The sequence below is a fragment of the Rufibacter hautae genome (assembly GCF_008271695.1).
Lineage (GTDB): Bacteria > Bacteroidota > Bacteroidia > Cytophagales > Hymenobacteraceae > Nibribacter > Nibribacter hautae.
Genome location: NZ_VKKY01000003.1, coordinates 646880 through 673733, shown reverse-complemented (window position 1 = coordinate 673733; position 26854 = coordinate 646880). Strand labels below are relative to the sequence as shown.

Genomic DNA, 26854 nt, shown 5'->3' with positions numbered 1-26854 from the left:
TATGGAAACCACACCAAATAAATATGCCCATATCATTGGCTGGGGAATAGACGCAGACCCCAAAAACGACCCCACGTACCCCATGCGGAACCGCGCGGGCGAAGAGGAGAAAGGCTATACCTGGACCCGCCCTACGCAACAGCCGCAGACTGTGGAGATATTCCACTCCATTGAACGACCCGATGTGACGGCGGTCTTCGGGACGGCCACTCCGCCCAAAGGGCTCAGCGGCATGATCCGGCGACTGGCCTTCAAGAAAAGCGAGAACGATTATGGCCACTGGCTACCCCTCATCCTGGCAGACCGCATAAATGTGGTGGAAGGCATCATTGAGGACATCGCAAGCGGCAAGTTCCCCAATATCCCCGCTGAGAAAGGCATGAAGGCCGAATGGCAGCACAACCGCGGCGGCCTCCTGCGCCAGTTGGCGGTCACCGCCATCATTGGCTACGGAATAGTTGCTTATTTCAGGGCTAAAAAGAGAAGAGAGCGCGAAGAGGATTATGATTATTAATTCCTTTGCTTGACCTCAAAAGCGGAAAACCCCGGCCGATTTCAAAGATCGGCCGGGGTTTTCCGCTTTTTGGCTTCTACCATTTTTCCTCTGGTTTGAAGAAAATGAGCTAAAAACTGGGGCAAGTTTTACGTACAGCTATCGAAACTAAATACCGTTTTACCTTTAAGCTTCTTGATTTTGGTATCATCTGCGGCATCGGCGCGCACCATCATGCGCTCAATAAGCCAGTAAGTTTCGTTAAAGGAAATGCTGAACGTATATTCATAACTTCCACAGCCATCACCCCAGGTAGACTCAAAGACCAATGCCCGCGGGTACGTTTTTTCCTCTATTTCAAAGTCGATTTTTCCAAAAGGTGCCATCATACTCTTTTTAGACGTCTTCAGGGTTGGCTTCCCGAACAAAGAAACGAGCCAAGCGTCCTCGTCATAGCTACCCAATGTCAATCCTTTGTAGTTGGAGAGCATTCCGTCAAACACATACCCAACGGCATGACCGCTGCGCACTTTAACCCAATGCCCTTGCAGGCTCAGTTTTCCGCCCGCAAAATTAGTTACCGCCACTTGGAAAGGCTTGCTGGGCAAAGAGTCTTCTGCAATGGTGACTTGGGTGTTATAGTCCAGTGTAGCTAGAACAGCAGATTGAAAATCAGGTGATTTTCTCAGGTTTAACCCTTTGGTGGGGGCTACAAACAGTCTGTCTCCTGCTTTGTACTTCTCCGCCCCTTGGGTAAAGTGAGGCAAGAAATTGAGGCAAAGAACGAAAAGAACGAAGGACAGAATTCGCATATAGAGTATGGGTATAGATGGCTTTATGATATAGAATAAATTTAAAATGCAGCATAAATAGACAGTTCCCTGCCAAAGGTAAACAGGTAGGAAGCGAACGTATTCTACTTGGTATTTTGCCTACTTTCCTAAAAACTGCCGCAAAACGCAAGTTTACAATTTCCAGAGCATTTCGTACTGACCAAGCAGTTCCGTCATTTTCCTATTCTTTAAAAACCGAAGCAGTTTCTCGCCTTTGGCATCCACGTTAATGGCGCTGATCACGGGCGAGGGTGTGAGGGAAAACAGTTGTTGGAGCAGGGCCTGCCCTATCCCCTTTTCGCGCCAGCCAGGGGCCACGGCCAGTTGGGCCAAGGCTCCGGTGAGCCGATAGATGATGCCATAGCCCACGCATCTGCCCTGCGCATACGCCTCCACTATCTCTACATCTGAGAGGGTGCGATCAATGGCGGCCGTATGCAGATGCCAACTGGGTTCTACCTCCCAAAATGTTTGGTAAAGAGGCCAGTCTGGCACATGAACTTTCTGGAAAGTGACCTCCGAGGGCGAGTAGCCGTGCCAAACAAGCTCTGCCTTGTTGTGCCTGAACACATGGAAGGACCGGGTCACCTCAAAGCCTAGCTGCTCATAAATACCCAGCGCCCGCTTGTTCTCCTGGATCACCTCCAACAGGCACTGCTCAACCCCGTACTCCTTCAGGTAAGGCAGACAGAACGCATACATTTTTGAGGTGAGCCCTTGTCCCCGCGCTTTGGTGACCACCCCGGTACCGCTGTTGTATGCCGTCTTCTTGCCCTGCCAATCGCCCAGGTTCTGGAAGATAAAACCCACCGGTTCCTTGTGGTCCAGTACCAGCGGTGAAAGGGTCAGGTTGGTGCCGTCGCGGCGCAGTTTCAGGGCCATCACCTCCGGGGTAAGCGACAGGGGCATGATGTAGTTAGAAAAAGCGGCATTAAAGAGGGCACATAACTGATCAACCGTCTGGTTGTCGGCGAAAGCAAAGGTCATAGGAGCTGATGATTGGAGATCGGGAGCTAAATAACGAAATCGGGCTTCTAACTCAAAATCCTGAAGAAGCTGTATCGTGCTCTATGCGCGCTAGGCGCCCTTTGTGTTTTCTGAAGTTGACTGGCCGAACTAACCACATCAACAAAACTGTTTGGAGAACAGTACAATAAAACAGGCAGAAGGCCTTTTTGTTTGGGTTTTCAGATATTTTAAGGGGCTTTTTCTAAAAATAGCCCCAAAATGCCTTGTGGATAACCCAAGAAATCGTGCCTGCCTATTCAATTTAAGTTATTATATTTGTTAATTAGGCTCTCAGTATTTACCGCAGAAAGGCTTAAAAAAGGTTTGTAATCCAAATCTCACCTGAAGTAAGATATTCAAGGTCAGGGGGATAAATCATAGTAATTTATAGGAATTCAGGCGTAGCGTTCGGGTAGGTGGAGTTTTAATTTTTTTTGAAAACAAGAATTATCTATATAAAGGAAATTGACCTGTGGGATGTAGTTCATGTTCTAGTGGCGGCTGCGGCACCAAAACCACCTCTGCCGATGGCACCGAGGTAGTTGCGGGCTGCAAAAGCAACGGCGGTTGCAGCACGGGAGGCTGTAACCGGTTAAATGTATTTGACTGGCTCTCAGACATGGAGATTCCCGTGTCTTTTAAAGAGTTTGATATAGTAGAGGTACGCTTCAAAGGCGGCCGCAAAGAGTTCTTCAGAAACGTGAACCGGCTGCCGCTCATTACCGGCGATGCCGTGGTAGTGGATGTACCCAATGGCCACCACATTGGCCACGTGTCTCTCAAAGGCGAACTGGTTCGCCTGCAGATGAACAAGAAGAAGGTCCAGAACAACGACGAGATCCGGAGCATCTACCGCGTGGCCACCGAGAAGGACATGGAGAAGTTCAACCTCGCCCGCGAGCAGGAGCCCACCACCATGTACCGCGCCCGTGCCATTGTGCAGGAGCTGAAGCTCAAGATGAAGCTCTCAGACGTGGAGTACCAGGCTGATAAAACCAAGGCCACCTTCTTCTACTCCGCCGATGACCGCGTGGATTTCAGGGAGCTGATCAAGAAACTGGCCGAGGAGTTCAAGGTACGCATTGAGATGCGCCAGATCAGCCTGCGCCATGAGGCCGGCCGTCTGGGCGGTATCGGGTCGTGCGGCCGCGAGCTGTGCTGCTCTACCTGGCTCACCGATTTCCGGAGCGTGTCCACCACCGCGGCGCGTTACCAGAACCTGTCTCTGAACCCCAGCAAGCTGTCTGGCCAGTGCGGGCGCCTCAAGTGCTGCCTCAACTATGAGCTGGAAACGTATATGGATGCCCTCAAAGACATCCCCAACGTGAACCGTCCGCTCCAGACCAAAGCCGGTGACGCTTTCCTACAGAAGACCGATATTTTCCGCCGCATCATGTGGTTCGGGTATCGCGGCGACAGCAACTGGTTCCCGGTAACGGTAGAGCGCGTGCAGGAGGTGTTGAAGATGAATGCCGCCGGCGAAATGCCCGAGAACCTGGCTGAGGAAGTGAAAAAGCAACTACCGGAAGTGGTAGACTTTGTAGAAGCCCTGGAAGGCAACCTGGACCGGCTGGACGAGCAATATAAATCAAAGAAGAAGCGCAAGAAAAAGAACAAAAACGGAGGCAGCGGCGCTACTGCCACCGAGGTGTTGGCCCAGGCCGCCCCTACCCCGGAAGCACGCAGAGACCGTCCATCGGGCCGCGCGGTGCAGGGTGAACCTAAGCCCCGCCCAGAGCGTGGGGAGCGTCCGGCCGGCGGAGAAGGCAGACCACCCAGGCCAGAGCGCGAGCAGCAACCCAAAGGACAGCAGCAGCAAGGCAAACCCCGTCAGGAGCGTGAGCGTGACCCTAACCGTCCGCCGAAAGAAAGTGGAAACCGGGAAGGCGGTAACCGACCACCGCGCCAGGAGCGGCCCCAAGGGCAACGTCCGCCGCAGAACAGGCCCCAACCGGTAACCCAGGCCGCCGCGCCCGCTGCCGTAGGCGCTCCAGACAGGCCAGAAGCCGGTGCAAGGCCAGAAGGGGAACAACGCCCCAGACGCAACCGCAACCGCAACCACCGGAACCGCAAACCGGGCAACCAAGAAGGCGGAACGCCAAAAGCAGAAGGATGATGATAAAGAGTTTTCGTGTACTAGTGTCGCTGCTGAGCCTGGGCTTATTCCTGGCCAACTGTGACGCCAACCGCGTGTTTGAAGAAAACCAGGATATTGAGAACAACCAGTGGCCGGTGGCCCTGGCGCCCAAGTTTGAGTTTGAAATCACAGACACCACGCAGCAGTACAACGTGTTTCTCAATGTGCGCAACGCCATTCAGTATCCGTTTTACAACCTGTACCTGCGGCATTACCTCATAGGGCCAGATGGCAAGCAGATCAACACCATGCTGCATGAGATGTACCTCATGGACCCTAAAACCGGCGAGCCCCGGGGCAATGGCACCGGAGACATCTTTGACCATCGGTTCAGGGCCCTCAAGAACGTGCGTTTTCCTCAGGCGGGTAAATACCAACTGAAACTAAACCAGTACATGCGCCAAGATCCGTTGCCGGGCATTATGTCGGTGGGCATACGGGTAGAGAAAGTGGCTCCGTAGGGAACCTATACTAAAATTTCTTACGCGTCGTTTCTGGCCTGATTTTCGCAAATCAAGCTGGAAACGACTTTTTTTTGGCGGCAACTTTCCCCAGCGTCGGGGCTGTATTTGTACGGAGGCAACCCTGCCTCAAGAAATCAGTATGTGAACGAACCGAAATATTCCTGACCTATGAAAATCGCCCTTGAGCTGCTTGGCTGTATTACCATTTTGGCCTCTTTGCTGACCCTGGTAAAGAGTACATATTGGTGGATCAGGATTCTGGATTTCCCCAGGGTTCAAGTGGCCTTGTTAGGTACGCTTATCCTGGGTTTGTACGGCTGGCTGTTCGGGTATGAATTGCTCACCCAGAAGATCTTTGCGGGGCTGTTGGTGCTGGCTATTGTGAATGAGTTGGTCCATGTGTATAAATTCAGCCCTTTTGTGCGGGTACAGGCGCTCAGGTCCAAGATAAAAGCCCCCAGAAACTCGTTTGGGGTGATGATTTCCAACGTGCGGATGTCCAACAAGCGCTATGACCGGTTCCTGAAGGTGGTGCGCGAGAACGACCCAGACCTGCTGCTCATCAATGAACCCAACCACCGCTGGGCCACCGCCATTTCTGAGTTGGACGAGCGCTACCCGTATTGCATCAAAGAGCCCCTGGAGAACACCTATGGCATGATGTTCTACAGCAAGTTCAAACTCACGCACACCGAGGTAAGATACTTGGTGGAGGAAGGCATTCCTTCGTTCTACATGGTAGTGGAATTACCATCCGGGCTTAAGTTCGATCTCTTCACCGTGCACCCGCAACCGCCGCACCTGAACAAAGACACCGACACCCGCGAGGCCGAACTGCTCACCGTGGCCAAAATGGCGAAAGACTCACCTTACGCCAGCATTGTGATAGGCGACCTGAACGATGTGGCCTGGTCGTATACCACCAACCTTTTCCGGAAATTAAGCGGACTCCTGGACCCACGCATCGGGCGCGGATTCTTCAACACCTACAATGCGTTTGTGCCGTTCTTCCGGTATTCCCTGGACCACATTTTTTATGATCCTGCTTTCCGCCTGATCAGAATCAAACGCTTGCCTTTCTTCGGCTCAGACCACTTTCCTATGTTTATCCGGTTGAACTATGAACCACTGGAGGCAGATGAACACGAGGTTCCTGAACCGAATGAAGAAGAACAGGAAGACGCGGAGGAACTACTCAACAAACTGGACATAGACGTTCCTTCCAATCTCAGCAACAATACCGTCACCGTTCAGAGCACCACCGGGCAAGCAAAAAAGCCTTTGTAAAAGGCTCAGCTAATAGCTTCCATCGGTTAAAAGCAAGCTGTTACTTCGCCTGTTCTGACAACACCGCGCACCCCTTTCAGAGGTCCTTTTTAGCACCTCACTTCTCCTGCCATCAACACTGTTCCTTTCAATATAGGGAAGCGTTGGTGGCAGTGTTGTTTCGTACACGTTTAGGTGTAAATCATTCTGCCAACTTGGTAAGGTCTTCCAAGAACCCTTCATTTTTAGGCTAGGCGAGTTACCAATTCCAAAGTTATTGTGACCTCAAAATGCTTGGTTGTGGCATTCGCTGTTTCAGAGGTGTTTTCTTTGAACTGCATCAGAAGCAGTTTGCCTATTTTTGAGGCTTTTCTAAAAACCGGGCAGGTAAAACAGCAGGCAAAATCAATTTCGTAATTTAAGCTTCCTTTTTCACAAACTTTTTAAGGCTATTCTCCTACAAATTCTTTCTGAATTAAAAAATCGTAATGAATGAGTTAACCATGCAAACACCCGTTCGTATAGTATAAACACTTGCCATAGAATCTGGTATAATTTCAGGGTCTACGGCAAGGGTATTCAAAACACCATTCACAAACTAAAAACAAGGAGATTTAACCATGAAAGACAATCAAAAAGAGCAGCAAAACGATAACCAAGGCTCCTCTTCTACCGGGTCATCCGGTGGGATGGGTACGAATGCTTCTTCCTCCTCTTCATCAGGTACCGTGGGCCAAAGCTCAACTTCAGGTTCCTCTCCTGGATCTTTAGGTTCTTCGGGCACACAAGGAACTTCTGGTTTACAAGGAAGCACTGGCTCAACCTCCAGCGCTTCTGGTGGAACTGCCTCAGGTGATACTTCTTCTAGCTCCGGCTCTTCCGGCGGTTTAGGAAGCACCAGCTCTCCTACTGCCACTAGCGGTTCTTCTGCTACTTCCAAAAAAGGATCTTCTTCCACTTCCAATAACGCTTCAGGTAGCAAAACCTCCGGAAGCAAAACTTCCGCTTCAGGTTCCACTACCTCTTCCACACCAAAAGCCGGTGGCAGATCAGGTTCATCTACCTCGGCCAAAGCTTCCGGTGATAAATCAGGCTCCGGCAAATCATCTAAATCTGGGTCTTCTGGCTCTGACAGCGCTTCAGGTTCTTCTGCTTCTATGGGCAGCGGCATGGGCTATGGCGGATCACAGGGCGGAGACTACGGCAACCAGGGCAGCTCTTCTATGAGCGGCATCAGCGGGGGCGGTAACTTCAACGGCGAGCAAGGCGGCTACGGCTCACAAGGTGGCGGCCAAGGCGGATACGGTTCACAGGGAGGCAACAACGGCAGCTTCGGCGGCGGAAACTCCTGGAACAACCATGACGACCAGCACAACCGTTACGGCGGACAAGGCGGCGGCAACTACGGTGGCCAGGGTGGCTCTAACTACGGCCAAGGCGGTTACGGATCACAGGGCAACCAAGGTGGTTCTAACTACGGCCAGGGCGGCTACGGCGGATCTATGGGCCACTCCGGTGGACAAGGCGGCTACGGCGGAGGCTCTGGCATGGGCAGCAATCCGTACGGCATGAGCTCACAAGGCGGATACGCCGGTAATTCTTCCCGTTCAGAGTCTGACCGCGGTGGATATTCAAACTACGGCGGTTCCGGCTATTACGGAAACCAGATGGGCTACGGCACTGAGAGCGGCTACGGCATGCACGGTGGCGGAGGCCAAGGCAGCGGCCACGGCGGATACAGCCAAGGCTATAGCAATCAGCAAGGCGGCTCTTACGGCTCTATGGGCTCAAGAGGCGGATCTTACAGCGAAGAGTACGGCTCACGTGGCGGTTCTTCCCGCGGACAGGGGTACGATGGAAACTCTGACTATGACGGTGGCTACAGCCAAGGCGGAAACAGCTACAGCACCCAAAACCAGGGTGGACGTGGCGGCTCTAACTACGGTTCACATGACATGGGCTCCAGAGGCGGCTACGGCGGCTCTATGGGTTCAGACATGGGATCACGCGGCGGCTACGGCTCTTCACAGGGCGGCAACCAAGACTGGCAAGGAGGCGGCGGCTCACGCGGCCAGAACCGCGGGGGCGATAGCAGCGGCTACGGCTCTATGAGCGGCGGCAGCGGCCAGGGCGGTTACAGCACCTATAACTCACAGGGTGGCGATTTCGGGTCCCGTTCTTCACAAGGCGGCAGTGGAAGCGGAAGCCACGGCTCTTCGCAAGGTGGCTACGGCTCAATGGGTGGTGGCAACTACGGTGGTTCTAGCTACGGCTCCGGCCAGGGATCACAGGGCGGCCACAGCGGCGGAAGCTTTGGTGGCTCTAACTACGGGAACATGGGCAATGACATGGGCTCCCGTGGTGGCTACGGCTCTTCAGGAACCGGTTCAAGACAAGGCGGTGGCGACCATGACCGCGGCCATGGTGGTGCCTCTACCGGCGGTGGCTACGGCGACCAAAGCCGTGACTACGGCATGGGCGGATACGGCCAAGGCGGCAGCAGCTACGGCGGCTCCAGCGGATACGGTTCTTCTTCATCCGGCAGCATGGGTTCACGCGGTGGCTACGGCGGCACCCAAGGCGGAGGACAGTCTAGCTACGGTGGCGGTGGTTCCGGCTATGAGAACCGCTCTCAGTACGGCCGTTCAGACCAAGACCATGATGACCGTCGCTCCAGCGGAGACAAAGACCGCAATGACCGCTCCTCACGTGGCGGTTCTTCCAGAGACGATCGTTAATCAGTTTAGATAATCTCATCTAAGAAAAGCCTCGCTGGTTTCCAGCGGGGCTTTTTGTTTGAAGCGGGGCTTTTCCTCCCTCTTCACTGGTTCAAGTTTTCAACTTGGACCCAAAATGGGCTGAAGTTTCTAACTTCAGTGAGGCGATAGCCTCAAATCAAAACAGTTGATAACCAGCAGCAGGATAAAAAAGAACAACCTGTTCTGCGGTAGCCTGCGCACGGGCAACCACAAGGGATTGCCCCTACATGGATCAGCTAACGTAGAGACAAGGCGGTGCCTGGTCTCTACAGGATTTGTGATACCACCATAACTAGTTGATGCCTCCACCACCTAGGTTAAATACCGTAAGATGCACACAAAAAGAATCGCCCGTTTTGAAGCTGTTTTTTTGGAAACAGCTTCAAAACGGGCGATTCTTTTTAAGACGTTTTCCGCGCAGGTTTAGAAACAATCGCGGTAAACCTGTACGAACTCTTCAAAGGTGTAGGGCTGCCGGCCAAGGATTTCCTGGACGTCGCTGGTGACACCTGAGGCAAAGCCGGCTCTGGTAATGGCGTTGAGTTCCAGCAGACTTTCGGTCATCCAGTCGGGCATGCCTTGCTGTTGCATGGCGGCGCGGGCGGCGTCTTCGGGTAAGTCCACGTACTGGATGGTACGGCCTAAAACCCGGGAGAAAATCTCGGCGACCTCATTCCCGGAGAGGGCCTGCGGACCAGTGAGCGTGTAGGCTTTGCCGTTATGTTCATCGGGGTTCAGGAGGATTTCCGCGGCCACATCGCCAATATCCCGCACATCAACATGGGACACCCGTCCTTCGCCGGCGGGCTGGTAAAAGGTGTTGCTTTCCTTGATGGTGTGCGCGTACATGTTGGCGAAGTTTTGCATGAAGGAACCAGGCCGCAGCAACGTATAGTTCATGCCGGTGCCTTTGAGATAGTCCTCGGCCTGGCGGTGCCAGCGGGCCAGTTGGATGCCTGGCTCGGCCTCTGCCCCGCTCGCCGAGAGCCGGATCACGTGCTTCACGCCGGCGGCCTGCGCGGCATCCATCAGTTTCTGGGCCAGTTCCACTTGGTTCTGGACGAACGGCGTAACGAGAAAAGCGGTCGTGACGCCGGTAAAGGCCACTGCCAGACTTTCGGGCCGGTCAAAGTTGATTTCCACCAGGTCCACGCCTGGCAAGCGTTTCAGGCTATCTCCTTTGATCAGCGAGCGGACGCCAGCCCGCACATCTGCTCCTGCCGCTGAAAGTGCCTTCACGGTGGCAGAACCTACGGTACCTGTTGCGCCGGTTACTAAGATGATATGCGCCATGCTGTTGCGGTTGAATGTGTGGTTAGAAGACTAGTACTGCTTACGGAAGAAGCCCAGGCCCGGTGACAGGCCCTTCCGTTTTGAGGCCGTTCTTACTGAAAGCGCCCGAAAACGGCTGCGTACTTTTGAAATACTTTCCTGAAAACAGGCTTAAAACGCTATTTCTTCAGGCTGAGCATGAACAGCCGACCGGCCTCGTTGGAGATCATCATGTCAGAATCGTTCACGAACACCAAGCCCTCGGCCTGCCCAACTTTGCCCAATGGAATCTGCTCTTTCGTGCCTTTGAAAACGCCCTCGGGGCTGTCTGCCGAGAAGAGGTAAACCCACCCTTCGCCCAGCAGCGCAATGTGGCGGCCATCTGGCGACACGTCTGCGGCGGTGATTTTGGTGCTGATCTGAACGCTGTCTAAAGGAGATACGGTCTGCGAAGCGCCGGGCTGGTTGGCTACTTTGTACAACTTCACCCAGTCGCCTTTGCCGCGATTTTTGGTAAACAGGTAAAATGCGTTGTTGTGCATCAGGAAGCCTTCCACGTCAAAATTCAGGTTTCCCTTGGTAGGCGGAAACTCGGTCTGGTCAGCGTACTTGAACGGAATGGAGGCCACCACTTTCTTGGCTTTCTCGTCTACTTTCAAGATCTGCAGGTCCTTGCGGGTGTTTTCGTTGTTACCCATGTCGCCTATGTACAGGAAACCGTCCTCGCCGCGAGTCACGTCTTCCCAATCGTTGTTTTTGGCACCCTGCACGTTCATGGTCTCCAGCAACTCGCCGGATTGGTTCACTTTGTACAATACCGCCTCATTGCCCGCGTCTGGGTGCGTCCAGAAATTGCCGTCGCCGGATGCTTCCAGTCCAGAGCTCTCGGGCACCGTCTTCTTGCCCATCTTGCTCACCTCCAGCAGGTCATAGTTGTTGTTGACGGCAAAGCCCTCAGAGGCCGGGTTCTTGTCTTTCTTTTTCTCTTTCTTCTCTTTCTTGGCCGAGGAATCCAGGTTGGCGTCTTCGTTTTTAGCCGATCCGGTGTCACAGGCTACGGCCACCAGCAGGCACAGGCCCACGCCAATCTCCAGCAGTTTATCTTTCATAGGGTTGGTACAGTTCAGTTAGTTTTTGCCAGACCTTCTCGGGCTGGTTCCAGAACTGACGACTGTACACGGCACCGAATTTCCAGCCCCGGGCTTTGAGGCGCAGCGGCACATCGGCGTGCGATGCTTTTGCGGAAGGCCGGCGATAGTACAAATCGTCATCGGTAAGTACTACGGCCTGGTAACGGTTGCCGTTGCGGAAAGTGAGATCCGCGAAGGGAAGTTCCAGTGACAACTGCGTTTTGGCCCCATTTTTCCCGAACTCCTGCAAAAGCTGCGGATACAAAAGCAGTGCAGATGGGATGCCCGCCGCAGGCGCCGGTTGCGGCGTGAACCCGTTCTCGCTCACCTCGCGCGCAAAGGCCAGGTACTCGCGCAGCAGCTTAGGTCCGGGGTGCTTCACGTTCTCCGTCGGGAATTGCTCTGGCCAGAGGCTGGTGACCACGTACACCCGCTTGATGGCGCGCGTAATGGCCACGTTGAGCCGGTTCTCGCCTTTGGCCGCATTCAGACTCCCGAACATGGCGCGCACCGTGCCCGTGGCATCTGGCGCATACCCGATGGAGAAGATGATGTACTGCCGCTCATCGCCCTGGATGTTCTCAATGTTCTTGATGATAAGCTCCTCGGGCAGTTTCACATTCTGGGCCAGCGCCTGCTCTTCCAGAAGATCCTGCACCAACTGCTGCTGCGGGAAATTGAAGGTGATCACGCCGATGTTGGTCTCGCCTTTGGCCATCAGCTCAAAGACCAGGTCGCGCACGCGCTCGGCCTCTACCCTATTGGTTTGGTTTTCCCAGACGCCGTCTACTTTCAGGTACTGGAGCGCGGGCTCAGAGGTGTTCATGGCCTCTAGTTTGGGAATGAGCTGCAGTTTATGGCGGTAGAAATTCTGGTTAGAGAATTGGATCAACTCTGGGTACTGGCTGCGGTAATGTTCAGAAAGCAAGGTCTGCGGCAGGTGCAGCGCGCTCAACTGTAACAGTGACTCCACCAGCAGTTCCTCGGTCTCTTCCTCGTCCGTCCCGAAGCGCACGCGGTACAGATCCGATGGTCCCAACTGCTGCTCATCCCCGGCAATCACGGCTTGGTTACCCCGAATCATGGCCGGAATGCCCACCTCCGCGAAACACTGCGAGGCCTCGTCAAAGATGACCAGGTCAAAGATGCGCTCCAGCGGAAACAACGCCGATACGGTCTCCGGCGAGGCCAGCCAGCAAGGTAACAACTGCCGTATCTCCTGCCCGAACTCGGCGTTCAGTTTGCGGAGCGGAAATAACATGCGCTTTTTGCTTACCTGCGTGAGCAAACGTCTATAGGTTACCGGGTTGCCCAGCCGGTTGTACTCCATGTTCTGGTAGGTCTGCTCGCGCAGGTTGAGCAAAATGATCTGGCGGCTGAGGTCAGCTTTCTGTTTGATTTTGTCTTGCAGCTCTGTTTCCAGACGCTCCAGTTCGCCGGTACTCACAATGGTCAGCACGGGGTGTTGGCCCTCCAGGTGTTGGACCCAGGCCAGCAGCACGCTGTTCTCCAGGGCCTGCAACTGCGCCTCCACGCCTTCCGGAATAGCGGCCCGCAGATCATCCAGCCAAGTCTTGAGCTCCGGCGAAAGCGTCTGCACCAGTTCGTCGTAGCTGACCATCCGCTCGAAATCCTCGGCCAGGCTCTGGGTCAGGCGCTGCGTGGCGACCACATCCGTGGCGATGGTTTCTACCTGGGAGGAAGTCAGCCACTTGGCCCACTCGCGCAGCTGGTCCTGCAGTTCTGTGAGCTTTGGTAGGGTTTGCGCAAAAACAGCCCTGAAACGCTCCGCCGGTAGTTGCAGCAAGGCATCGGGCACCACGTCATAGGCGGCCAGACGCTGGATTACTTTGCGCTGCTCCCAAGCCTTCTGCAAAGACGCCAGTTCCTGTGCGGCTTCCATTGAAAAGACATCGGCGGGAAGTTCCAGGGTGGGTTCCAAGGTCTGCAGGTTCTGCCACTGCGTCTGTATGGCTTTCTGTTGCTTGAGGGCCGTGCGCAGGTGCTCTACCGCAGTGTCTGCGTTCGTCAGTTTTTTGCCTTCGGCGAAGGCGGCCAGTTTCTTTTTATCCGAGGAGAAAGCCCACTGGATCTTGCCCAGTAATCCGCTGTGTGCCTGGTCATAGGCGGCTAACAGTTGAGTCAGGTCCTGGGCCTCTACGGGTGTGAGTTTGGTCTGGATTGCCGCCATGTCTTTCTGGAGTTGTGCTACCTGCGTCTCGCGCTGCCGGTAATCCTTCGTTTGCGCCAGATTCCCGAAAAACAGGCGCGAAACGGCCTCGTCATGTAAGGTATGCTGCACAGCCAGCAGCGCGGGCAGTTCCTGGAGCAGTGCCTGAAGGGCATCCCACACCTCGGCCTGAGGCGGCAACAAGGCCTGCACCTGACCTGCCACGGTTTGCACTGAAGCAGGGATTTGCGTGAGGAGTTGGTTCAGTTTCTGGCGCTCAGCCCAGGTGTGCAGATGAAAAGAGCGGCGGTCGTTCCACGGGAAATCTGGGCTTTGCAGCAGTACGGCGTCTTGCAGGTAATGCAGCAGGCGCGGACGCCACTCCTGCCAGGAAGAAGCGGTAAAGTTCAGGTAAATTCCTTGGGCAGGCAGATGCGGCGCACGTGGGTTGCTGCGCAGATACAGTTCCTTCACCGACCATCCGCAGGCGCTGGTGTCAAACAAGGCTTCCTTCAGGTCATTCAGCCGTTCCGAGATCTGGTTGATGCGGCGGCTGGTTTCCAGAAACTGCCGCTCGGCCTGGATGTTACCCAAGGCCACGTTCTGCCGCTGATATTCCTCCACCTGCTCAATCTGGTACCTGATTTTGGAGAACACCGCCGGGCGGTCCAAGTTAAGGTCATGCACCAACGCGGAGAACTGGTCCAGGCCGGTGGTGGAGAGGCGCTGGTACACCACATCCAAAGCGGCGCGTTTCTGGCAGACCACCAGCACGCTTTTGCCCCGCGCCAGGTAATCTGAGACCAGGTTGCAGATGAGCTGCGATTTGCCCGTGCCCGGTGGCCCTTGCACCACCACGCTCTGGCCCGCTTTCACCTGCCGCAACGCCGCTTCCTGCGAAGAGTCGGCGTCAAAGGCGGTGAAGAGTTGCTGTTCCAGTTGGGCTTGCGCGGCGTTCACCTCGGCCTGGGGCAGCAGCAGTTCCTCCAGCGTTTCGGCGGGCGGATTCTCTAGCAAGTCATCGTAATCGGCTAACTGGTAAGAACCGGCCTGCGGAAAAATGCCCAGCACGGCCTCGGGCTGAAGTTTGAGTTGGCCCGGTTTCCAGGTTTTCTCCAGGTCTTCGCGTTTGTAGGCTTTAAACGGCTGCAATCCGCCTGTCATGAGTTCCTGGTTGAAGTTGATCTCCAGGTTACTCTCCTTCAGGAGTTCGTATAGTTTGGTTTTGAACTGCAAGTCATCAGAAGGGAACTCGTCAAAGTCTTCTTCCATGAGCGCCTCATCGGGTACCAGGTTGAGGTAATGCGCGTAGGCCAGCAAAAAGCTCTTGTTGAAGAAAGCGGGCGCGTCCTCGGGCCGCGTTAATTGCCATTGGCGCTTCTCGTTCACGCGCAGTTCCACCGGAAAGAAAATCAAAGGGCAGCGTACCAGCGTCCCGTCGGGGAAAGCGCCTTCCACGAAGGGCCAACCCACGAACAACTCCTTCGCGCCGCGCTCTTCCCAGATCATGTGCGCCCGCCGCTGAATGGTTTTCAGGCTTTTGGTGAGCGGCGCTAGGGCAGCATCACGGGCATCAGCGACTTCGCACAGCGTGATGTTCTGCCGACCGGCCAGGAGGTCTTTCACATAGTCGTAAGCCGGACTTTTATGGGCGAAATCCAGGGCCTGCACATCTAAATGCAGGCTAGCCGAGGGTTTGAGCAAGACCAACGAACGGTTTGAGCCACTCAGGTTCAGGAGCCGGCGCTGGTATTGTTTGAGCAAGTTCGGAAGGGACGTGGCGGGGTTGGTCATCTGGCAATTTGAGGAACTGAGATCAATTTAAGCGAATGCCTGGGGCAAACTGTAAGAAGTAAACTGCTTCTGGAGGGAAACGGTTGCTTTCTCCCTTTGGTACACCTGCCCCCAGGCGCACTCGCCCCGGTAAATTAAGGAATGTGGGCTGCATTACAAACCAAGGTAAAATGGGCGATTCTTTTGCGGAGGTTTTCTCAAGGAAAGGTTATGAAGTTGATGGAGGGGCAATCCCTTGTGGTTGCCCTAACACCGTTTCCACCGCAAATAGGGCGACCACAAGGGATTGCCCCTCCATGGAAAACATCGGCAAAGCCGTTTTGCAGCCGTTTCCGGAAAATCGGCTTAAAAACAGCTTTCTATGGCTTTAAGAGGTTTGCTCTGCTCCTACCCCGGGGTTAGACAGGGGAAAGGAGATGCTGATGGTGGTGCCGTGGCCCGGGGCCGAGTCTATCTCCATGGTGCCGTTGAGCAGTTTTACCCGGTCATGGATGGATTTAAGGCCCATTCCTTTGTGGCCTACCTCGCTGGGCACAAAGCCTTGGCCGTTGTCTTCGGCTTCCAGCACCAGGGCGCCGCGTTGCTCACGCAGCAGAAGCCCGCCCTGGGTGGCGTTGGCGTGTTTCACGATGTTGTTGGCCAGTTCCTGGGCAATGCGGTAGATGGCCAGCTCCAGGTGTTTCTCCAGGGGCGTGTGCAGGTTGAACACCCAGCATTTCAGCTTCAGCTGCTTGCTGCTTAAGGTGGAACAGATGTCTTTGATGGCCGCCTGCAGCCCCAGGTCAGACAAGGGAGTGGGAATCAACTCATGCGACAGGGAGCGCGTCTGCTGGATGGCTTTTTCCAGGATGGCGTCTGCTTTGGCGGTCTTTTCCAGTAGGTGCTTGTTACGCAGGACTTCTTCTTCGCTTACTACCTGGTTCAGGTTCAGTTTGGCGGCGTACAGCAACTGCGCGATGCCGTTGTGCAGCCCTTCGGCAATGCGGCGCCGTTCCTCATCCTGCGTGTTCAGGATGGCTACAAGCAATTCTTTCTGTTGGTTCAGCCTGATGTTGAGGTTCTCTTCTTCCAGCCGGTGCATTTCGGTGATGTCCCAGTTCACGCCTATCACTTTGGAGGGGGTGCCGTCTGGCCCCAGCACCAGGGTGCCTTTCACCTTCTGGCGCCTTAATCCTTTGTAGGTGTTCAGGCGCAGGGTTTCCTCAAAGGATGTAGGCTCTTTTTGAAGCGCGTGCAGGATTCGCTCGCCAATGGGTTTGTCTTCCTCCACCACGGCCTCCAGAAAGTTCTGCACCCAGGAACCTTTGGTTCTGTCTACCTCCAACAGCCGCCCCAACCCCTCAGACCAGGTGATGGCGCCGGAGGCGATGTCATACTCCCAACTCCCCATGCCAGCCAACTCTTCGGCTTGCTGCAGAATGTTGAGGTTGTTTCTGATCTGCTCCTCGGCTTTCTTCACGAAGGAGATGTCATGCGCAATGGTCAGGACTGTTTCCACGGTACCTTCCGGGCTGAACTCGGGCACCATCCGCGCCAGTAAGTTGACCTTTCCTTCGGGGGAATCCAGATCACAGGCATGGTCCACGGCCTTGCCGGTAGAGAACACCTCTTCCAGGCTCTGGTTGAACGGCGCGGCCACTTCCGCGGAAACACCCATCTCATGGTTTGTCTTCCCTAACCCAAGGCCTGGGTTTAAGCCCAGTTTAGTCTCAAAATTAAGGTTGCAATACACCAGACGGCAGGTCCGGTCCCAGCGGGAGATAAGGCTGGGCATGTTCTCTACCAGCAGCCTGAATTGGTCCTGCTGTTTTTTGATCTCCAGCCGGGCCTTCACCCGATCGGTGATATCCAGGTATAGGACAATGAGGCCCGTGGGCGAAGGCGTGGCGTTATAGAAATACCATTTGTCTTCCTCCGGATGGTGTACCCGCTGCAAAACCTGCTTGCGGCTTTTGGTGGCCAAAGAGATCACCTGGGCCATCTCTGAGTTCTGGTGGTGCGGAAGAACCTCAAAATAGCTTTTGCCCAGGACCTCTTCCTCTGTCTTAGACCAGGCCTCCAAGGCTTTGCGGTTGGCGTACTTGAACCGGAGTTGCTCATCCAGCTCAAAACACACCTCGTTGATGGTGTTCAGGATAAGGTCGGTGCGGGTCTGGTCGGTGATGTCATAGACGGTACCCAGGAATTTGAGGGGCTTTCCTTCCGCGTCACAGACAATCCGTCCTTTGCCTTCAATATAGCGCAGTTGTCCGTTAGGCCAGTAAATGCGCCGCACGTACTGGTACGGCTGCCTGGTTTCCAGGGCCTGCTGCAGTTTCTGCCGGATCAGGGGCGCATCCTCGGGGTGGGTGATGCTGTCTACCCAGTCCAGGGTGGGTTGCACAGACTGCGGCTCATACCCCAGTATCCGGAACATCTCATCTGAGAACCTGAAGTCCATGGTCTCTACGTCGGCCTCGTAACTGCCGGTTTGGCCCACTGCCTCGGCCTGCCGAAGCAGCGCTTCGTTGGCCTCCAGCTTTTCCTGCGCCAGTTTCTGCTCGGTGATGTCCTGCATGGTGCCATGCACCCTTTGCTTTTGCCCTTGCGCATCTACCTGCACGGTGGCCCGGACGTGTACCAAACGGGTTTGCCCATCTGCCCTGATGATGCGGTAGGTGATGTCAAGGTCACCCCGGGTTTGGTAGAACCGCTGCATGGCCTCGTCAAAGCGGGCTTGGTCGCTGGGGTGGATAAAGGAGGCGAATTTCTCAAAGGAGGCAGGCTCCTGTTGGGGTTCCAGGCCGAATATCCGGTACATCTCATCTGACCAGACCAGGTCATCCTGCGGCAGAATGGACTCAAAGCTCCCGATGTGGCCTATGGCCTGGGCTTCTTTCAGGCGGCGTTCCCCTTCTTTGGCTTGGCGCTGCAGATCCTGGGCCAGACCAAGGCCCAGCTGCAAAGCCTTCCGCTCCTGCACCAGCGCCTGCACCTCCTCCTGTTCTTTGACCAGCGCCGTGACGTCGGTTACCTTATGGATGATGCAGAGCACGTCTCCTGTTTCACTGAGCACGGGCACGTTCACCGGTATCCAGTGCTTTTCTTCAAAACCGCCCCCTAACGCCTTGGGCCGAGGTACGTCATAGTGCTGGACGGGCATCTGGTGCGGCTTTTTGGTAGTGAGGACGGTTTGCAGGGAAGCGTGCAGGTTATTCACGGCCTTGGCCTCTGGGGTAGCCGGATTGTCTGGGAAAGCATCGAATACATATTTCCCCACCAGGTCTTCCTGCTTACTGAAAGTAGCGTTGAGATAAGCCTGAGTCACCGTCAAGATGCGCAGATCAGGAGAAAGGATCAGGTATGGGTCCGGCGCAGCCTGGAGAATCCGCTCCAGCACCGATACCTCTATGGGGTGAATTCCTATGATTTCTTCCTGTCTCATACCCTGTGCTTCTGCAACTGCTATCCTTTTTCCAAAACCCCGCGCTTCAGGCTTATCCGTCCTTTTAGCAATTCCCTAAGTCTTGTGCCTGATGCCCAAAGGCGCAGGCTTTTCAGCAGAATAAAATGGCCTAACTACTTTGTCTTTTAAAATACGATTTGTTTCCTATAACAACGGAAATATTCTTCTTTGCAAGGACAAAGTGCCGTTTTACGCGCATAAATACGTGTTTATACCTAGGCCGGCTTTCTGAAGGTTTTGCAGGTGATTTCTGAAAAAGGACCCTAAAACAAGTTGCCCACATTGAGCGATAGATTGGAAGAACCACCAAGGCGATTCATCTGCAAGAAGCCAACTTTCTCTTTCTGCTGCGTAGCTTCTTAGGGCGCGCTCAGGTACGCCTGCATCTTCTGGAACTTGGCGTCATCCAGGATTTTTATTTTGCGCAGCTCTGCCACGCTGGGGTAGGGTCCGTGCTGGGTCCGGTAATTCACAATGGCTTTGGCCAGACCATACCCGATGTAGGGATGCTGCCGCAGCTCGTCAAACGAAGCGGTGTTGAGGTTGAGGCGCTTGGGGGCATACGCCTTGGCAATGAAGCCGTACTTCCGCACGCTGTCCACCACCTCCGGCGCCAGCCCGTACACTTCCGCCACCTGCTCCACCGAGTGGAACCCGCCCATCTTGTCCCTGAACTTCACAATCCGGGCCGACAACTTGCTCCCAATGCCCCTGATCCGCATCAGGTCGGTGGTATCGGCGGTGTTCAGGTCAAAAGGCTGCAGTTCCCAGCGTTTCCTTGGATATTCTGTTTTGGGTCTGTTTTTTGGATAAGGGCCTGAAAACGGGCGGTCCTTGGCATAGACCCGGGCGTACCCTGGACTTTCATCCGGCAGGTTGATATACGGATACCACCTCTGGAACAGCGAATCAGGCAATCCGTAGATTTTCTGCAGTTGGGCCTTGCTCTTGAAGTCGCCGGCCTTGGCGCGGTAGTTCAAAATACGCTGCGCGATGTACTTGTTCAGGCCCAGTTCCTGCCACTGCGCCACGGTTAAGGTATTAGGGTTGAAGCGGTACAGCTTGATGGGCTTGCGTCTGTACTTCTCTGCCCTTTCCGCCTCCTCGGCTTCTACCTGGCTTTCCAGCTGCACCACCAAACTGTCCAGAATTTTCTGATCGGTGGTAGGGTCATAGGGCACGTCGTCCTGGAAAAAGAGAAATGGCGCCGCCACGAGCACCACCATGAGAAAGAGGAGAATGAAAAACTGCGTGAGCTCCCGCTGGGAGAACGAGAAGTAATCCTGAAGGGCTCGTAGCAGACGTTTCAGCATAGAGGTCTTCTACGGATAAACATTAAGAATGTTGAATATTTGGTTTTGAGTTAGAGAATTTCACTTTGAAGTAAATGCCTTACTAGTGAAGCTCCAGCTTTTTTGGTGTTCTTACAATGGCCAAAACTGCGGTTGCAATGCGTATTGTCCCCCTTTGAAGGGGGTAGGGGGATGACTGCTGCTGCTGCTGCTGATCCTTCTCCTCCTTTTCTTTTATCTTCTCTGGTTCAAGTCTATGACTTGGACCTATCATGGCCTGCAGTTTGCAACTGTAGTGAGGCGACAGCCTCAAACCACTTTGGAGGGGTTACTTCCTATTGCCTTCCTTGCAACCTTCTAGGTGCAGTCGCGGCCTGCGGGCGTTTGTCACTTTTCTCCTTGATGAGAAAAGTAACCAAAAGAATCAAGAAGCCTCAAACTCGCTGACGCTCGGACAGTGAGGCTTCAATTCAGTACCACCCCGCCAGCGTCCTCTGTTGCATAGCAAACGTACGCCACTACCGCTTGACAGGTTCCTGCTTGCGGCAGGCCGGTCCTCGGCCTCACTGTAGGCCTTCGCCCCGGCCTGCCGCAGGTGGTATAAAGGTTTTAAGCTGACTGGTTCCTTGCTTATGCTCTTCTTGCTGTGAGTTATTTATGCAATGGATTTGTAGTCGGATAAAAAGAGGAACGGCCCTCCTGAAATCTTCAGGAGGGCCGTTCCTCTTTTTAAATCTGCTCTGCCACAATGGCGATGCTTTCTTTGAAGGTGCGGGGTTGGTAGCCTAGCTGCGTTTTGGCCTTGGTGATGTTGAAGCCAGTGCGTGGGGGGCGTTTGGCGGGTTGGGTGAAGATGGAGCCGTCCACTTCCTCAATCAGGCTTTTGTCTAGATCAAAGTACTCAGCTACCTGGATGGCCATCTGGTAGGGGGTGAGCAGTTCTTCGCCGGAAATGTTGAAGATGCCTTGGGCGTCGTGTTTGGCGGCGAGCCAGCAGCCTTGGGCCAGGTCCTCGGCTAAGGTTGGGGTACGGAGTTGGTCGTTGACTACTTTGATTTGCTTGCCTTGCTCCAGAGAGCCTTTCACCCACAGCACAATGTTGGAGCGGCCGTAGTCATGCACAATCCCGAAGACCAGCACGGTACGCAGGATAGCCCACTTGCAGGCGGCGTTCTTCACCAGTTCCTCGGCGGCCAGTTTGCTTTCACCATAGAAGTTCACCGGTGCGCCTTCTGCTTCTTCCGAATAGGGGCCGTTTTCGCCATCGAAGATGAAATCTGTGGAGACGTGGATGAGGTGCACGCCGTGGCGTTCAGAGGCTTTCACCAAGTTCTCCACAGCGTCTACGTTCTGTTTCCAGCATTCCTCGCGCTGGCTCTCGCAGTCGTCTACGTTGGTCATGGCGGCCGTGTGGATGATGTGCGTGGGCTGCGTTTCAGCGATTACCTGTTCCACCTGCTCGGCATTGGTCACGTCCATGGCGGCGAAGGCCACTTGCGGGTACAGCTCGGCCAGCTTGTTTTGGCCGCGGGAAGAGGCAATGAGTTTGATGTGGGGCTCGGTGTGGAGCAGGCCAATCAGTTTCTGCCCCAGTAGACCGTTGGAGCCGGTAATAAGGATCGTCTTCATAGGAGGAGAGGTTTATTCGTAGCGGTAGCCGTACAATTTAGTGATTTTCTTTTTAGACATCTTCTTGGCGGTTACCGTCATCTTAAGGTCCTGGGTGGGGCGGTCACGGTAATCCTTCGGCAGCTCCGCAATTTTGTCAATGATAGACAAGCCGTCAATCACCTGGCCGTACACGGTGTATTGGTTGTCTAGGAAGGGAACGCCCTCATGGTTCTCTACCAAGTAAAACTGCGATCCGCTGGATTCCCGCTTGGGGTTCATCTGGTCACCCATGCGGGCAGCCGCCAGCGCGCCGTAGATGTGTTTGTGGTGCGGCAGAATCTCGGCGGGGATGGTCGCTTGCGGACCACCGGCTCCGTCGTTGTTCGGGTCCTCGTCTTTGGAGTTGGGGTCTCCGCCCTGGATCATGAAGTCGTTGATGACGCGGTGGAAAGTGGTGCCGTCATAGAACTTGTCTTTTACCAGCTTCAGGAAGTTCTCACGGTGCTTTGGCGTATCCTCAAACAACACCAACCGGATGTTTCCCTGCGAGGTAGCGATGGTCACCAGGTAATCTTTTTTGCTTTTCTTCTGAGCGAATGCCGAAACGCCTAACAGCACCAGCAAGGCCAACAAGTACAAACTCTTTTTCATGGGTGTTTTTAGATAAACAGGGCTAAAACGAATCCACTGCTTTAGACCTGCTTCCGTGATTCAATGGTTTATGCTTTCTCTTCTCTGATGGCTTTCAAAATCCGGTCGCCGCCTTTGCTGAGTACGGTTTGGGCCAGGCTCTCGCCCATGGCTTCGGCTTGGTCAGCGGGTCCGGTTATTTCCTCTACAATGAGCTCCTGCCCGTCCAGGCTGATGATACCGGCTTGCAAGGTGATGGCCTCTCCTTCTATGGTCGCCAGCGCGAAGGATGGGATGCTGCAGCCGCCTTCCATGGTGCGCAGGTACGCCCGCTCGGCTAAAAGGCAAAGGTGCGTAGGCTTATGGTCCAGGGCCAACTTCAGGTTCAGTTTGCGCTCCAACGACAGGTTTTTGGAGCACTCAATGGCCACGCTGCCCTGACCGGCCGCCGGAATGAATTTATCCAGCGGCAGGTGCTGCGCCACCATGTGGTCGTACTGCATGCGGGCCACGCCGGCATAAGCCAGCAGAATGGCATCGTACTGACCGTCTTTCAGTTTTTGGATGCGGGTCTGCAGGTTGCCGCGGCACTCAGACGTAATCACGTTGGGGTAGAACCGCTTCAGCATGGACCGACGGCGGGTTGATGAAGTGCCAATCACCTGTTGCCCCTCGCCCAGCTTGAACAAAGGGTCGAAGGAAATGACTACATCGTGCACTTTCTCGCGCTCCATGAACGCCAGCAGTTCCAGGTCATCAGGGATGGTGGACTGCACGTCTTTGGCGCTGTGCACGGCAATATCGGTGGCGCCGGTTCTTAGGCTTTCTTCCAGCTCTTCGGTGAACACGCCTTTTGCGCCTATTTTATCTAAAGACCTGTCTAAAACGATGTCTCCCTTGGTAGTGATGGTCACGATCTCCACTTCCATGCCATGGGCGCGCAGCGTTTCTGCCACGTGGTGGGCCTGCCACAGCGCGAGCCGACTGCCGCGGGTAGCGATGCGGATGGGAGCCGTTGGTTCAGTTGTTTCCATGTTCTCCTTTTATGCCACCGGCCTGATGAGCTGGGCAATTTGAATAGAGGTATTTAAAAACGTGATTTTAGGATGCGCATTCCGCTCAATGTGGTAATGCGCCTCGTTTAGTTCCTGCGACAGTTGCGCGCCATTGCCCTGATGGATAAGCTTCGCGAACTTCTGCACGAAATCCAGTTCCGGCGGCGGCAGAAACGCGATCAGCTTGCTGTCTACGCCATACAAAAGCACTTTTCTCAGCAACCCCAAGGCAAACTGCAGGAAGTTCTTCTGGTTCTCGCGGCCCAGCTTCTGGAAATCCTCGCTCTGCTCCAACACGCCGTCAAACTTGTGGTTGTAGCACAATCGCATCCAGCTCAGGAAGAACGTGAAGTAATCCGAGGTCATTTCCTGGCTCAGCACGCGGGCCGCTTGCAGGTTCCCTTCGGCCAGAGACACCACCTGGTAGGCGCGTTCCCGCTCGGTACCTTGCTGCTCCATCAAATATTGAATGACTTCCTCATCGGTGAACGCGCGCACTTTGACCAATTGAGTCCGGGACAGGATGGTAGGCATGATCTTGTCTGAGGCGTTGCTCACAAGCAAAAACACGGTGGCGGCCGGCGGCTCTTCCAGCAGCTTCAACAGGGCGTTGGCCGCGCTGGCGTTCATGAGTTCGGGCAGCCAGATGACAATGACTTTGTATTTCGCCTCGAAGGCTTTCAAAGAGGTCATGCGTACCAACTCGCGGCTTTCGCCTACCGGAATAGTACCCTGCTTGTTCTCGGCGCCAATGAACTGCATCCAGTCGTTGAGGGTCTGGTAGGGGCTATCAGAGAGAAACGCGCGCCACTGGTTCACAAAGTTCTTGCTCAGGGCATCCTGGTCTTTCACTTTGGTCACCGGCATCACGAAGTTCAGATCGGGGTGAATGCGCTTGCTGATCTTGTTGCAGCTGGGGCACACGCCGCAGGAATCCTGGGGCTGCGGGTCTTCGCAGTTGAGGTATTGGGCATAGGCCAGCGCCAGCGCCAGGTTAGCGCTTCCCTCTGATCCTAAGAAAAGCTGGGCGTGGGCCACGTGCTGTGACTTCACCGAGTTCAGCAGCAGTTGCTTTGTTTCCTGGTGGCCGTAAATCTGGGAAAACTGCACGAATGAAGGTTAATTTTAAATCGAAGGCCCGGAATCTCTGCTCCCGCGCCAATTGGTCTGTAAAGATAACGGCGCCGGACCGTTTTTGCCCTACTTTTCAGAAAATAGCGTAAAAACCATCCGGCGCCGGTATTCTATAGTTTAACGTTCCTAAGCGGTAGTGGCCACAGGCTCGGTTTCCCAGGTGCGGGAGGTTTTGGTTTCCTCAAACACGTGGTCGAAGATCTTGTGGTCCTCCGCCGAGACAGAAAGGCCGCGACGGCCTACCACTGCCTGCGCCACCTCGTAGAATTTGTTTAGTTTGAACGTCTGGGACTCTGTCCCGCTGCCCCAGCTGAACGACGGCACGAAGTTAGGCGGATACCCGGCTCCGAACACGTTAGCCCCCACGCCCACCACCGTACCGGTGTTGAACATGGTATTGATGCCGCACTTGGCGTGGTCGGCCATGATGGTGCCGCAGAACTGCAGGCCGGTGTCAACCATTTTCTCTTCGGCGTGGCTATAGAGCCGCACGTTGGAGTAATTGTTCTTGAGGTTGGAGGTATTGGAATCTGCCCCGAAGTTGCACCACTCCCCTACCACCGAGTTACCCAGGAACCCGTCATGCCCTTTGTTGGAGTACCCGAAGAACACGCAATTACTGATCTCGCCGCCCACTTTGCAGTACGGGCCCACGGTTACGTCGCCGCGCATCTTGCCGCCCATGTTGATCACAGATTCCTCGCATATGGCAAAAGGCCCCCTAATCACGGTTCCTTCCTGCACCTGCACGTTCTTCCCGATGTAAATAGGACCCGCCTCGGCGTTCAAAATAGCTGCTTTGAAGATGACGCCTTCCTCAATGAAAATGTCCTCCGGCTTATAGGCCACCGTATGCGGATCTGTGATTTTCTGGCTCACGCGGCCCTGGGTCACCAGTTTAAAATCCTCTCGGATCTGTGGACCGTTGAACTTGAAGATATCCCACAGGTTCTGCACCACGGTATGGGCCGGAAGTTCTACCTGGGTTCCTTTGGAAGTATTGTGCTGGTACACCTCTTCCACACTCCGTAGTTCCAGGTTGTCGGCGTTCAGGGCCACCAGTATCTCGTTATGGAACAGGGTTCCGCCTACGGGTAGTTGCTGAATCTGAGCCAGCAGTTCTGGCGTAGGGCAGACAGCCCCGTTGATATAAAGGTTATCGCCGCCGTCCAGGTGCTGCGGGAACTTGCCCTGCAGGTAGCCCTGGGTGAGGTAAGAAACCAGATCATTGGAAATAGTCTGCCATTTCTCAGCAATGGTCAGGATCCCGATGCGGATTTGGGCCACGGGCCGGGTAAAGGTAAGCGGTAACAGGTTGGCCCGCAGAACCGGGTCGTCAAAGAGGATGATGTTCATAAGGCAAAAATAAAAAAAGTCTTCCTGAGGTTCAGGAAGACTTCTGTACGGAGAACCGCAATACGCTTATTTTTTGTAACGCTGCTTGAACTTGTCAATACGTCCGGCAGTATCCACGTAGATGTTTTTACCGGTGTAGAACGGGTGAGAAGCAGAAGAAACCTCCACTTTGATCACAGGGTAAGTCTTGCCGTCTTCCATGGTGATGCTCTCGTTAGAGTTCATGGTAGAACGGGTGATGAATTTAAAATCAGAGGAAGTGTCCTGGAAAACTACTTCTCTGTATTCAGGATGAAGGTCCTTTTTCATTATTCTATATTTTTAACAACGGATTTCTGGAATAGGACTGCAAAAGTAAGGCATTTCCCTTACAATTAAAACGCTTTGGCAGAAATATTTTCAAATATAGGACTCTCTCGCGGATGAAGCCTCTGGTTTGGTGATTATTTTGGTAATTTGGCCCCTAAACCGCAACACGCCATGGTCTTTACAAAAGAGAACCGCATCCTGGACCACCACCAGATCCTTCAGAAAATCAAGCGCATGGCGTTTGAGATCTACGAGCAGAACTTTGAGGAAAAGCAGCTGGTGTTGGCCGGCATCCACGAGAACGGCTACTTTCTGGCGCAGGCCCTGGCCCAGGAACTCAGGGAGATCTCGCCGCTGGAGGTACAGCTGGTAGGCGTCTCGCTGCACAAAACCGAGCCCCTCACCCATGACATCCAGATTGAACCTGCCCTCCCCGCTTTAACCCACACGCCCGTGGTCTTGGTGGACGATGTGCTGAATACAGGCAGAACCCTGGCGTATACCCTGCGGGAGTTTCTGGAGAAAGACTGCAAGAAGCTGGAGATTGCCACGCTCATCAACCGCCACCATCCGCTTTACCCCATTGCTGCTACCTACACCGGCTACTCTCTGTCTACTACCCTGCGGGAGCATATTAGGGTGGTGTTGACGGAGAATGAATGGAATGCTTATTTGTTGTAGGGGTTTGAGGCTGGT

General features: G+C 54.5%; 20 protein-coding genes. 6 read left to right on the top strand and 14 right to left on the bottom strand.

Annotated elements, in window-relative coordinates:
- Position 1: 1 nt before the first annotated feature.
- Positions 2–514, top strand: coding sequence for a hypothetical protein (locus FOA19_RS19230; RefSeq protein ID WP_149092465.1), 513 nt, complete (start codon positions 2–4; stop codon positions 512–514).
- 128 nt (positions 515–642) lie between these two features.
- On the opposite strand, the gene FOA19_RS19225 is transcribed toward FOA19_RS19230, so the two are convergent.
- Together FOA19_RS19225 and FOA19_RS19220 are read right to left on the bottom strand one after the other, a co-directional pair.
- Positions 643–1305, bottom strand: a complete 663-nt coding sequence (locus FOA19_RS19225; protein WP_149092464.1) for an SH3 domain-containing protein — start codon at positions 1303–1305, stop codon at positions 643–645.
- Between the two features lie 153 nt (positions 1306–1458).
- Positions 1459–2313 carry a GNAT family N-acetyltransferase gene (locus FOA19_RS19220; protein ID WP_149092463.1) on the bottom strand — a complete coding sequence of 285 codons (855 nt, stop codon included), beginning with the start codon at positions 2311–2313 and terminating at the stop codon, positions 1459–1461.
- Between the two features lie 493 nt (positions 2314–2806).
- On the opposite strand from FOA19_RS19220, the gene ricT reads away from it, so the two are divergent.
- The 3 genes from ricT to FOA19_RS19205 all read left to right on the top strand — a co-directional run bounded on the left by ricT (position 2807) and on the right by FOA19_RS19205 (position 6222).
- The gene (gene ricT / locus FOA19_RS19215) at positions 2807–4450 is read left to right on the top strand and encodes a PSP1 domain-containing protein (protein WP_317132052.1); all 1644 of its coding nucleotides are present in this window, start codon (positions 2807–2809) and stop codon (positions 4448–4450) included.
- On the top strand, positions 4450–4932 hold the full coding sequence (locus FOA19_RS19210; protein ID WP_149093130.1) for a gliding motility lipoprotein GldH: 483 nt from the start codon (positions 4450–4452) through the stop codon (positions 4930–4932). The genes ricT and FOA19_RS19210 overlap by 1 nt, the downstream gene beginning before the upstream one ends.
- A 171-nt stretch (positions 4933–5103) precedes the next feature.
- Entirely contained in the window at positions 5104–6222 is a 1119-nt protein-coding gene (locus tag FOA19_RS19205) for an endonuclease/exonuclease/phosphatase family protein (protein ID WP_149092462.1), read from the top strand.
- 610 nt (positions 6223–6832) lie between these two features.
- Here the strand turns inward: FOA19_RS19205 and FOA19_RS19200 are convergent.
- Positions 6833–7372, bottom strand: coding sequence for a hypothetical protein (locus tag FOA19_RS19200; RefSeq protein ID WP_149092461.1), 540 nt, complete (start codon positions 7370–7372; stop codon positions 6833–6835).
- On the opposite strand from FOA19_RS19200, the gene FOA19_RS19195 reads away from it, so the two are divergent.
- A complete protein-coding gene (locus FOA19_RS19195) occupies positions 7359–8939 on the top strand; it encodes a hypothetical protein (RefSeq protein WP_149092460.1) in 1581 nt (526 codons plus the stop codon). The two genes, FOA19_RS19200 and FOA19_RS19195, sit on opposite strands and share 14 nt — an antisense overlap.
- 444 nt (positions 8940–9383) lie before the next feature.
- On the opposite strand, the gene FOA19_RS19190 is transcribed toward FOA19_RS19195, so the two are convergent.
- From FOA19_RS19190 to FOA19_RS19140, 11 genes are all read right to left on the bottom strand, one after another.
- A complete protein-coding gene (locus tag FOA19_RS19190; protein WP_149092459.1) occupies positions 9384–10253 on the bottom strand; it encodes an SDR family oxidoreductase in 870 nt (289 codons plus the stop codon).
- Positions 10254–10411: 158 nt separating this feature from the next.
- Positions 10412–11341: a hypothetical protein gene (locus tag FOA19_RS19185; protein ID WP_149092458.1), complete on the bottom strand. Its 930-nt coding sequence runs from the start codon at positions 11339–11341 to the stop codon at positions 10412–10414.
- On the bottom strand, positions 11331–15326 hold the full coding sequence (locus FOA19_RS19180; RefSeq protein ID WP_149092457.1) for an AAA domain-containing protein: 3996 nt from the start codon (positions 15324–15326) through the stop codon (positions 11331–11333). The genes FOA19_RS19185 and FOA19_RS19180 overlap by 11 nt, the downstream gene beginning before the upstream one ends.
- A gap of 367 nt (positions 15327–15693) precedes the next feature.
- Positions 15694–18750, bottom strand: a complete 3057-nt coding sequence (locus tag FOA19_RS19175; protein WP_149092456.1) for a sensor histidine kinase — start codon at positions 18748–18750, stop codon at positions 15694–15696.
- Between the two features lie 380 nt (positions 18751–19130).
- Positions 19131–20084, bottom strand: a complete 954-nt coding sequence (locus tag FOA19_RS19170; protein WP_223808985.1) for a ComEA family DNA-binding protein — start codon at positions 20082–20084, stop codon at positions 19131–19133.
- 708 nt (positions 20085–20792) lie between these two features.
- Positions 20793–21692 carry an SDR family oxidoreductase gene (locus FOA19_RS19165; protein WP_149092455.1) on the bottom strand — a complete coding sequence of 300 codons (900 nt, stop codon included), beginning with the start codon at positions 21690–21692 and terminating at the stop codon, positions 20793–20795.
- Between the two features lie 12 nt (positions 21693–21704).
- Entirely contained in the window at positions 21705–22325 is a 621-nt protein-coding gene (locus FOA19_RS19160; protein ID WP_149092454.1) for a peptidylprolyl isomerase, read from the bottom strand.
- Between the two features lie 68 nt (positions 22326–22393).
- Positions 22394–23338, bottom strand: coding sequence for a hydroxymethylbilane synthase (gene hemC, locus FOA19_RS19155; protein ID WP_149092453.1), 945 nt, complete (start codon positions 23336–23338; stop codon positions 22394–22396).
- A gap of 9 nt (positions 23339–23347) precedes the next feature.
- Positions 23348–24469: a DNA polymerase III subunit delta' gene (gene holB, locus FOA19_RS19150; protein ID WP_149092452.1), complete on the bottom strand. Its 1122-nt coding sequence runs from the start codon at positions 24467–24469 to the stop codon at positions 23348–23350.
- A 150-nt stretch (positions 24470–24619) separates the two neighbouring features.
- Positions 24620–25849 (bottom strand): GlmU family protein, encoded by a 1230-nt coding sequence (locus tag FOA19_RS19145; protein WP_149092451.1) that lies wholly within the window; start codon positions 25847–25849, stop codon positions 24620–24622.
- A gap of 66 nt (positions 25850–25915) precedes the next feature.
- Positions 25916–26158, bottom strand: a complete 243-nt coding sequence (locus FOA19_RS19140) for a type B 50S ribosomal protein L31 (protein ID WP_149092450.1) — start codon at positions 26156–26158, stop codon at positions 25916–25918.
- A gap of 171 nt (positions 26159–26329) precedes the next feature.
- Between FOA19_RS19140 and FOA19_RS19135 the strand changes: the two genes are divergently transcribed.
- Positions 26330–26839, top strand: coding sequence for a phosphoribosyltransferase family protein (locus FOA19_RS19135; RefSeq protein WP_149092449.1), 510 nt, complete (start codon positions 26330–26332; stop codon positions 26837–26839).
- The last annotated feature ends 15 nt before the right edge of the window (positions 26840–26854 follow it).

Excerpts from the sequence above, each read along its gene's own strand:
- FOA19_RS19165 (WP_149092455.1), bottom strand. The coding sequence starts at position 21,692 with ATGAAGACGATCCTTATTACCGGCTCCAACGGTCTACTGGGGCAGAAA.
- FOA19_RS19225 (WP_149092464.1), bottom strand. The coding sequence starts at position 1,305 with ATGCGAATTCTGTCCTTCGTTCTTTTCGTTCTTTGCCTCAATTTCTTG.
- FOA19_RS19180 (WP_149092457.1), bottom strand. The coding sequence starts at position 15,326 with ATGACCAACCCCGCCACGTCCCTTCCGAACTTGCTCAAACAATACCAG.
- FOA19_RS19145 (WP_149092451.1), bottom strand. The coding sequence starts at position 25,849 with ATGAACATCATCCTCTTTGACGACCCGGTTCTGCGGGCCAACCTGTTA.
- FOA19_RS19230 (WP_149092465.1), top strand. The coding sequence starts at position 2 with ATGGAAACCACACCAAATAAATATGCCCATATCATTGGCTGGGGAATA.
- FOA19_RS19195 (WP_149092460.1), top strand. The coding sequence starts at position 7,359 with ATGGGCAGCGGCATGGGCTATGGCGGATCACAGGGCGGAGACTACGGC.
- FOA19_RS19175 (WP_149092456.1), bottom strand. The coding sequence starts at position 18,750 with ATGAGACAGGAAGAAATCATAGGAATTCACCCCATAGAGGTATCGGTG.
- FOA19_RS19160 (WP_149092454.1), bottom strand. The coding sequence starts at position 22,325 with ATGAAAAAGAGTTTGTACTTGTTGGCCTTGCTGGTGCTGTTAGGCGTT.
- FOA19_RS19205 (WP_149092462.1), top strand. The coding sequence starts at position 5,104 with ATGAAAATCGCCCTTGAGCTGCTTGGCTGTATTACCATTTTGGCCTCT.
- FOA19_RS19220 (WP_149092463.1), bottom strand. The coding sequence starts at position 2,313 with ATGACCTTTGCTTTCGCCGACAACCAGACGGTTGATCAGTTATGTGCC.
- FOA19_RS19210 (WP_149093130.1), top strand. The coding sequence starts at position 4,450 with ATGATAAAGAGTTTTCGTGTACTAGTGTCGCTGCTGAGCCTGGGCTTA.
- FOA19_RS19140 (WP_149092450.1), bottom strand. The coding sequence starts at position 26,158 with ATGAAAAAGGACCTTCATCCTGAATACAGAGAAGTAGTTTTCCAGGAC.
- FOA19_RS19190 (WP_149092459.1), bottom strand. The coding sequence starts at position 10,253 with ATGGCGCATATCATCTTAGTAACCGGCGCAACAGGTACCGTAGGTTCT.
- FOA19_RS19135 (WP_149092449.1), top strand. The coding sequence starts at position 26,330 with ATGGTCTTTACAAAAGAGAACCGCATCCTGGACCACCACCAGATCCTT.
- FOA19_RS19170 (WP_223808985.1), bottom strand. The coding sequence starts at position 20,084 with ATGCTGAAACGTCTGCTACGAGCCCTTCAGGATTACTTCTCGTTCTCC.
- hemC (WP_149092453.1), bottom strand. The coding sequence starts at position 23,338 with ATGGAAACAACTGAACCAACGGCTCCCATCCGCATCGCTACCCGCGGC.
- FOA19_RS19200 (WP_149092461.1), bottom strand. The coding sequence starts at position 7,372 with ATGCCGCTGCCCATAGAAGCAGAAGAACCTGAAGCGCTGTCAGAGCCA.
- FOA19_RS19185 (WP_149092458.1), bottom strand. The coding sequence starts at position 11,341 with ATGAAAGATAAACTGCTGGAGATTGGCGTGGGCCTGTGCCTGCTGGTG.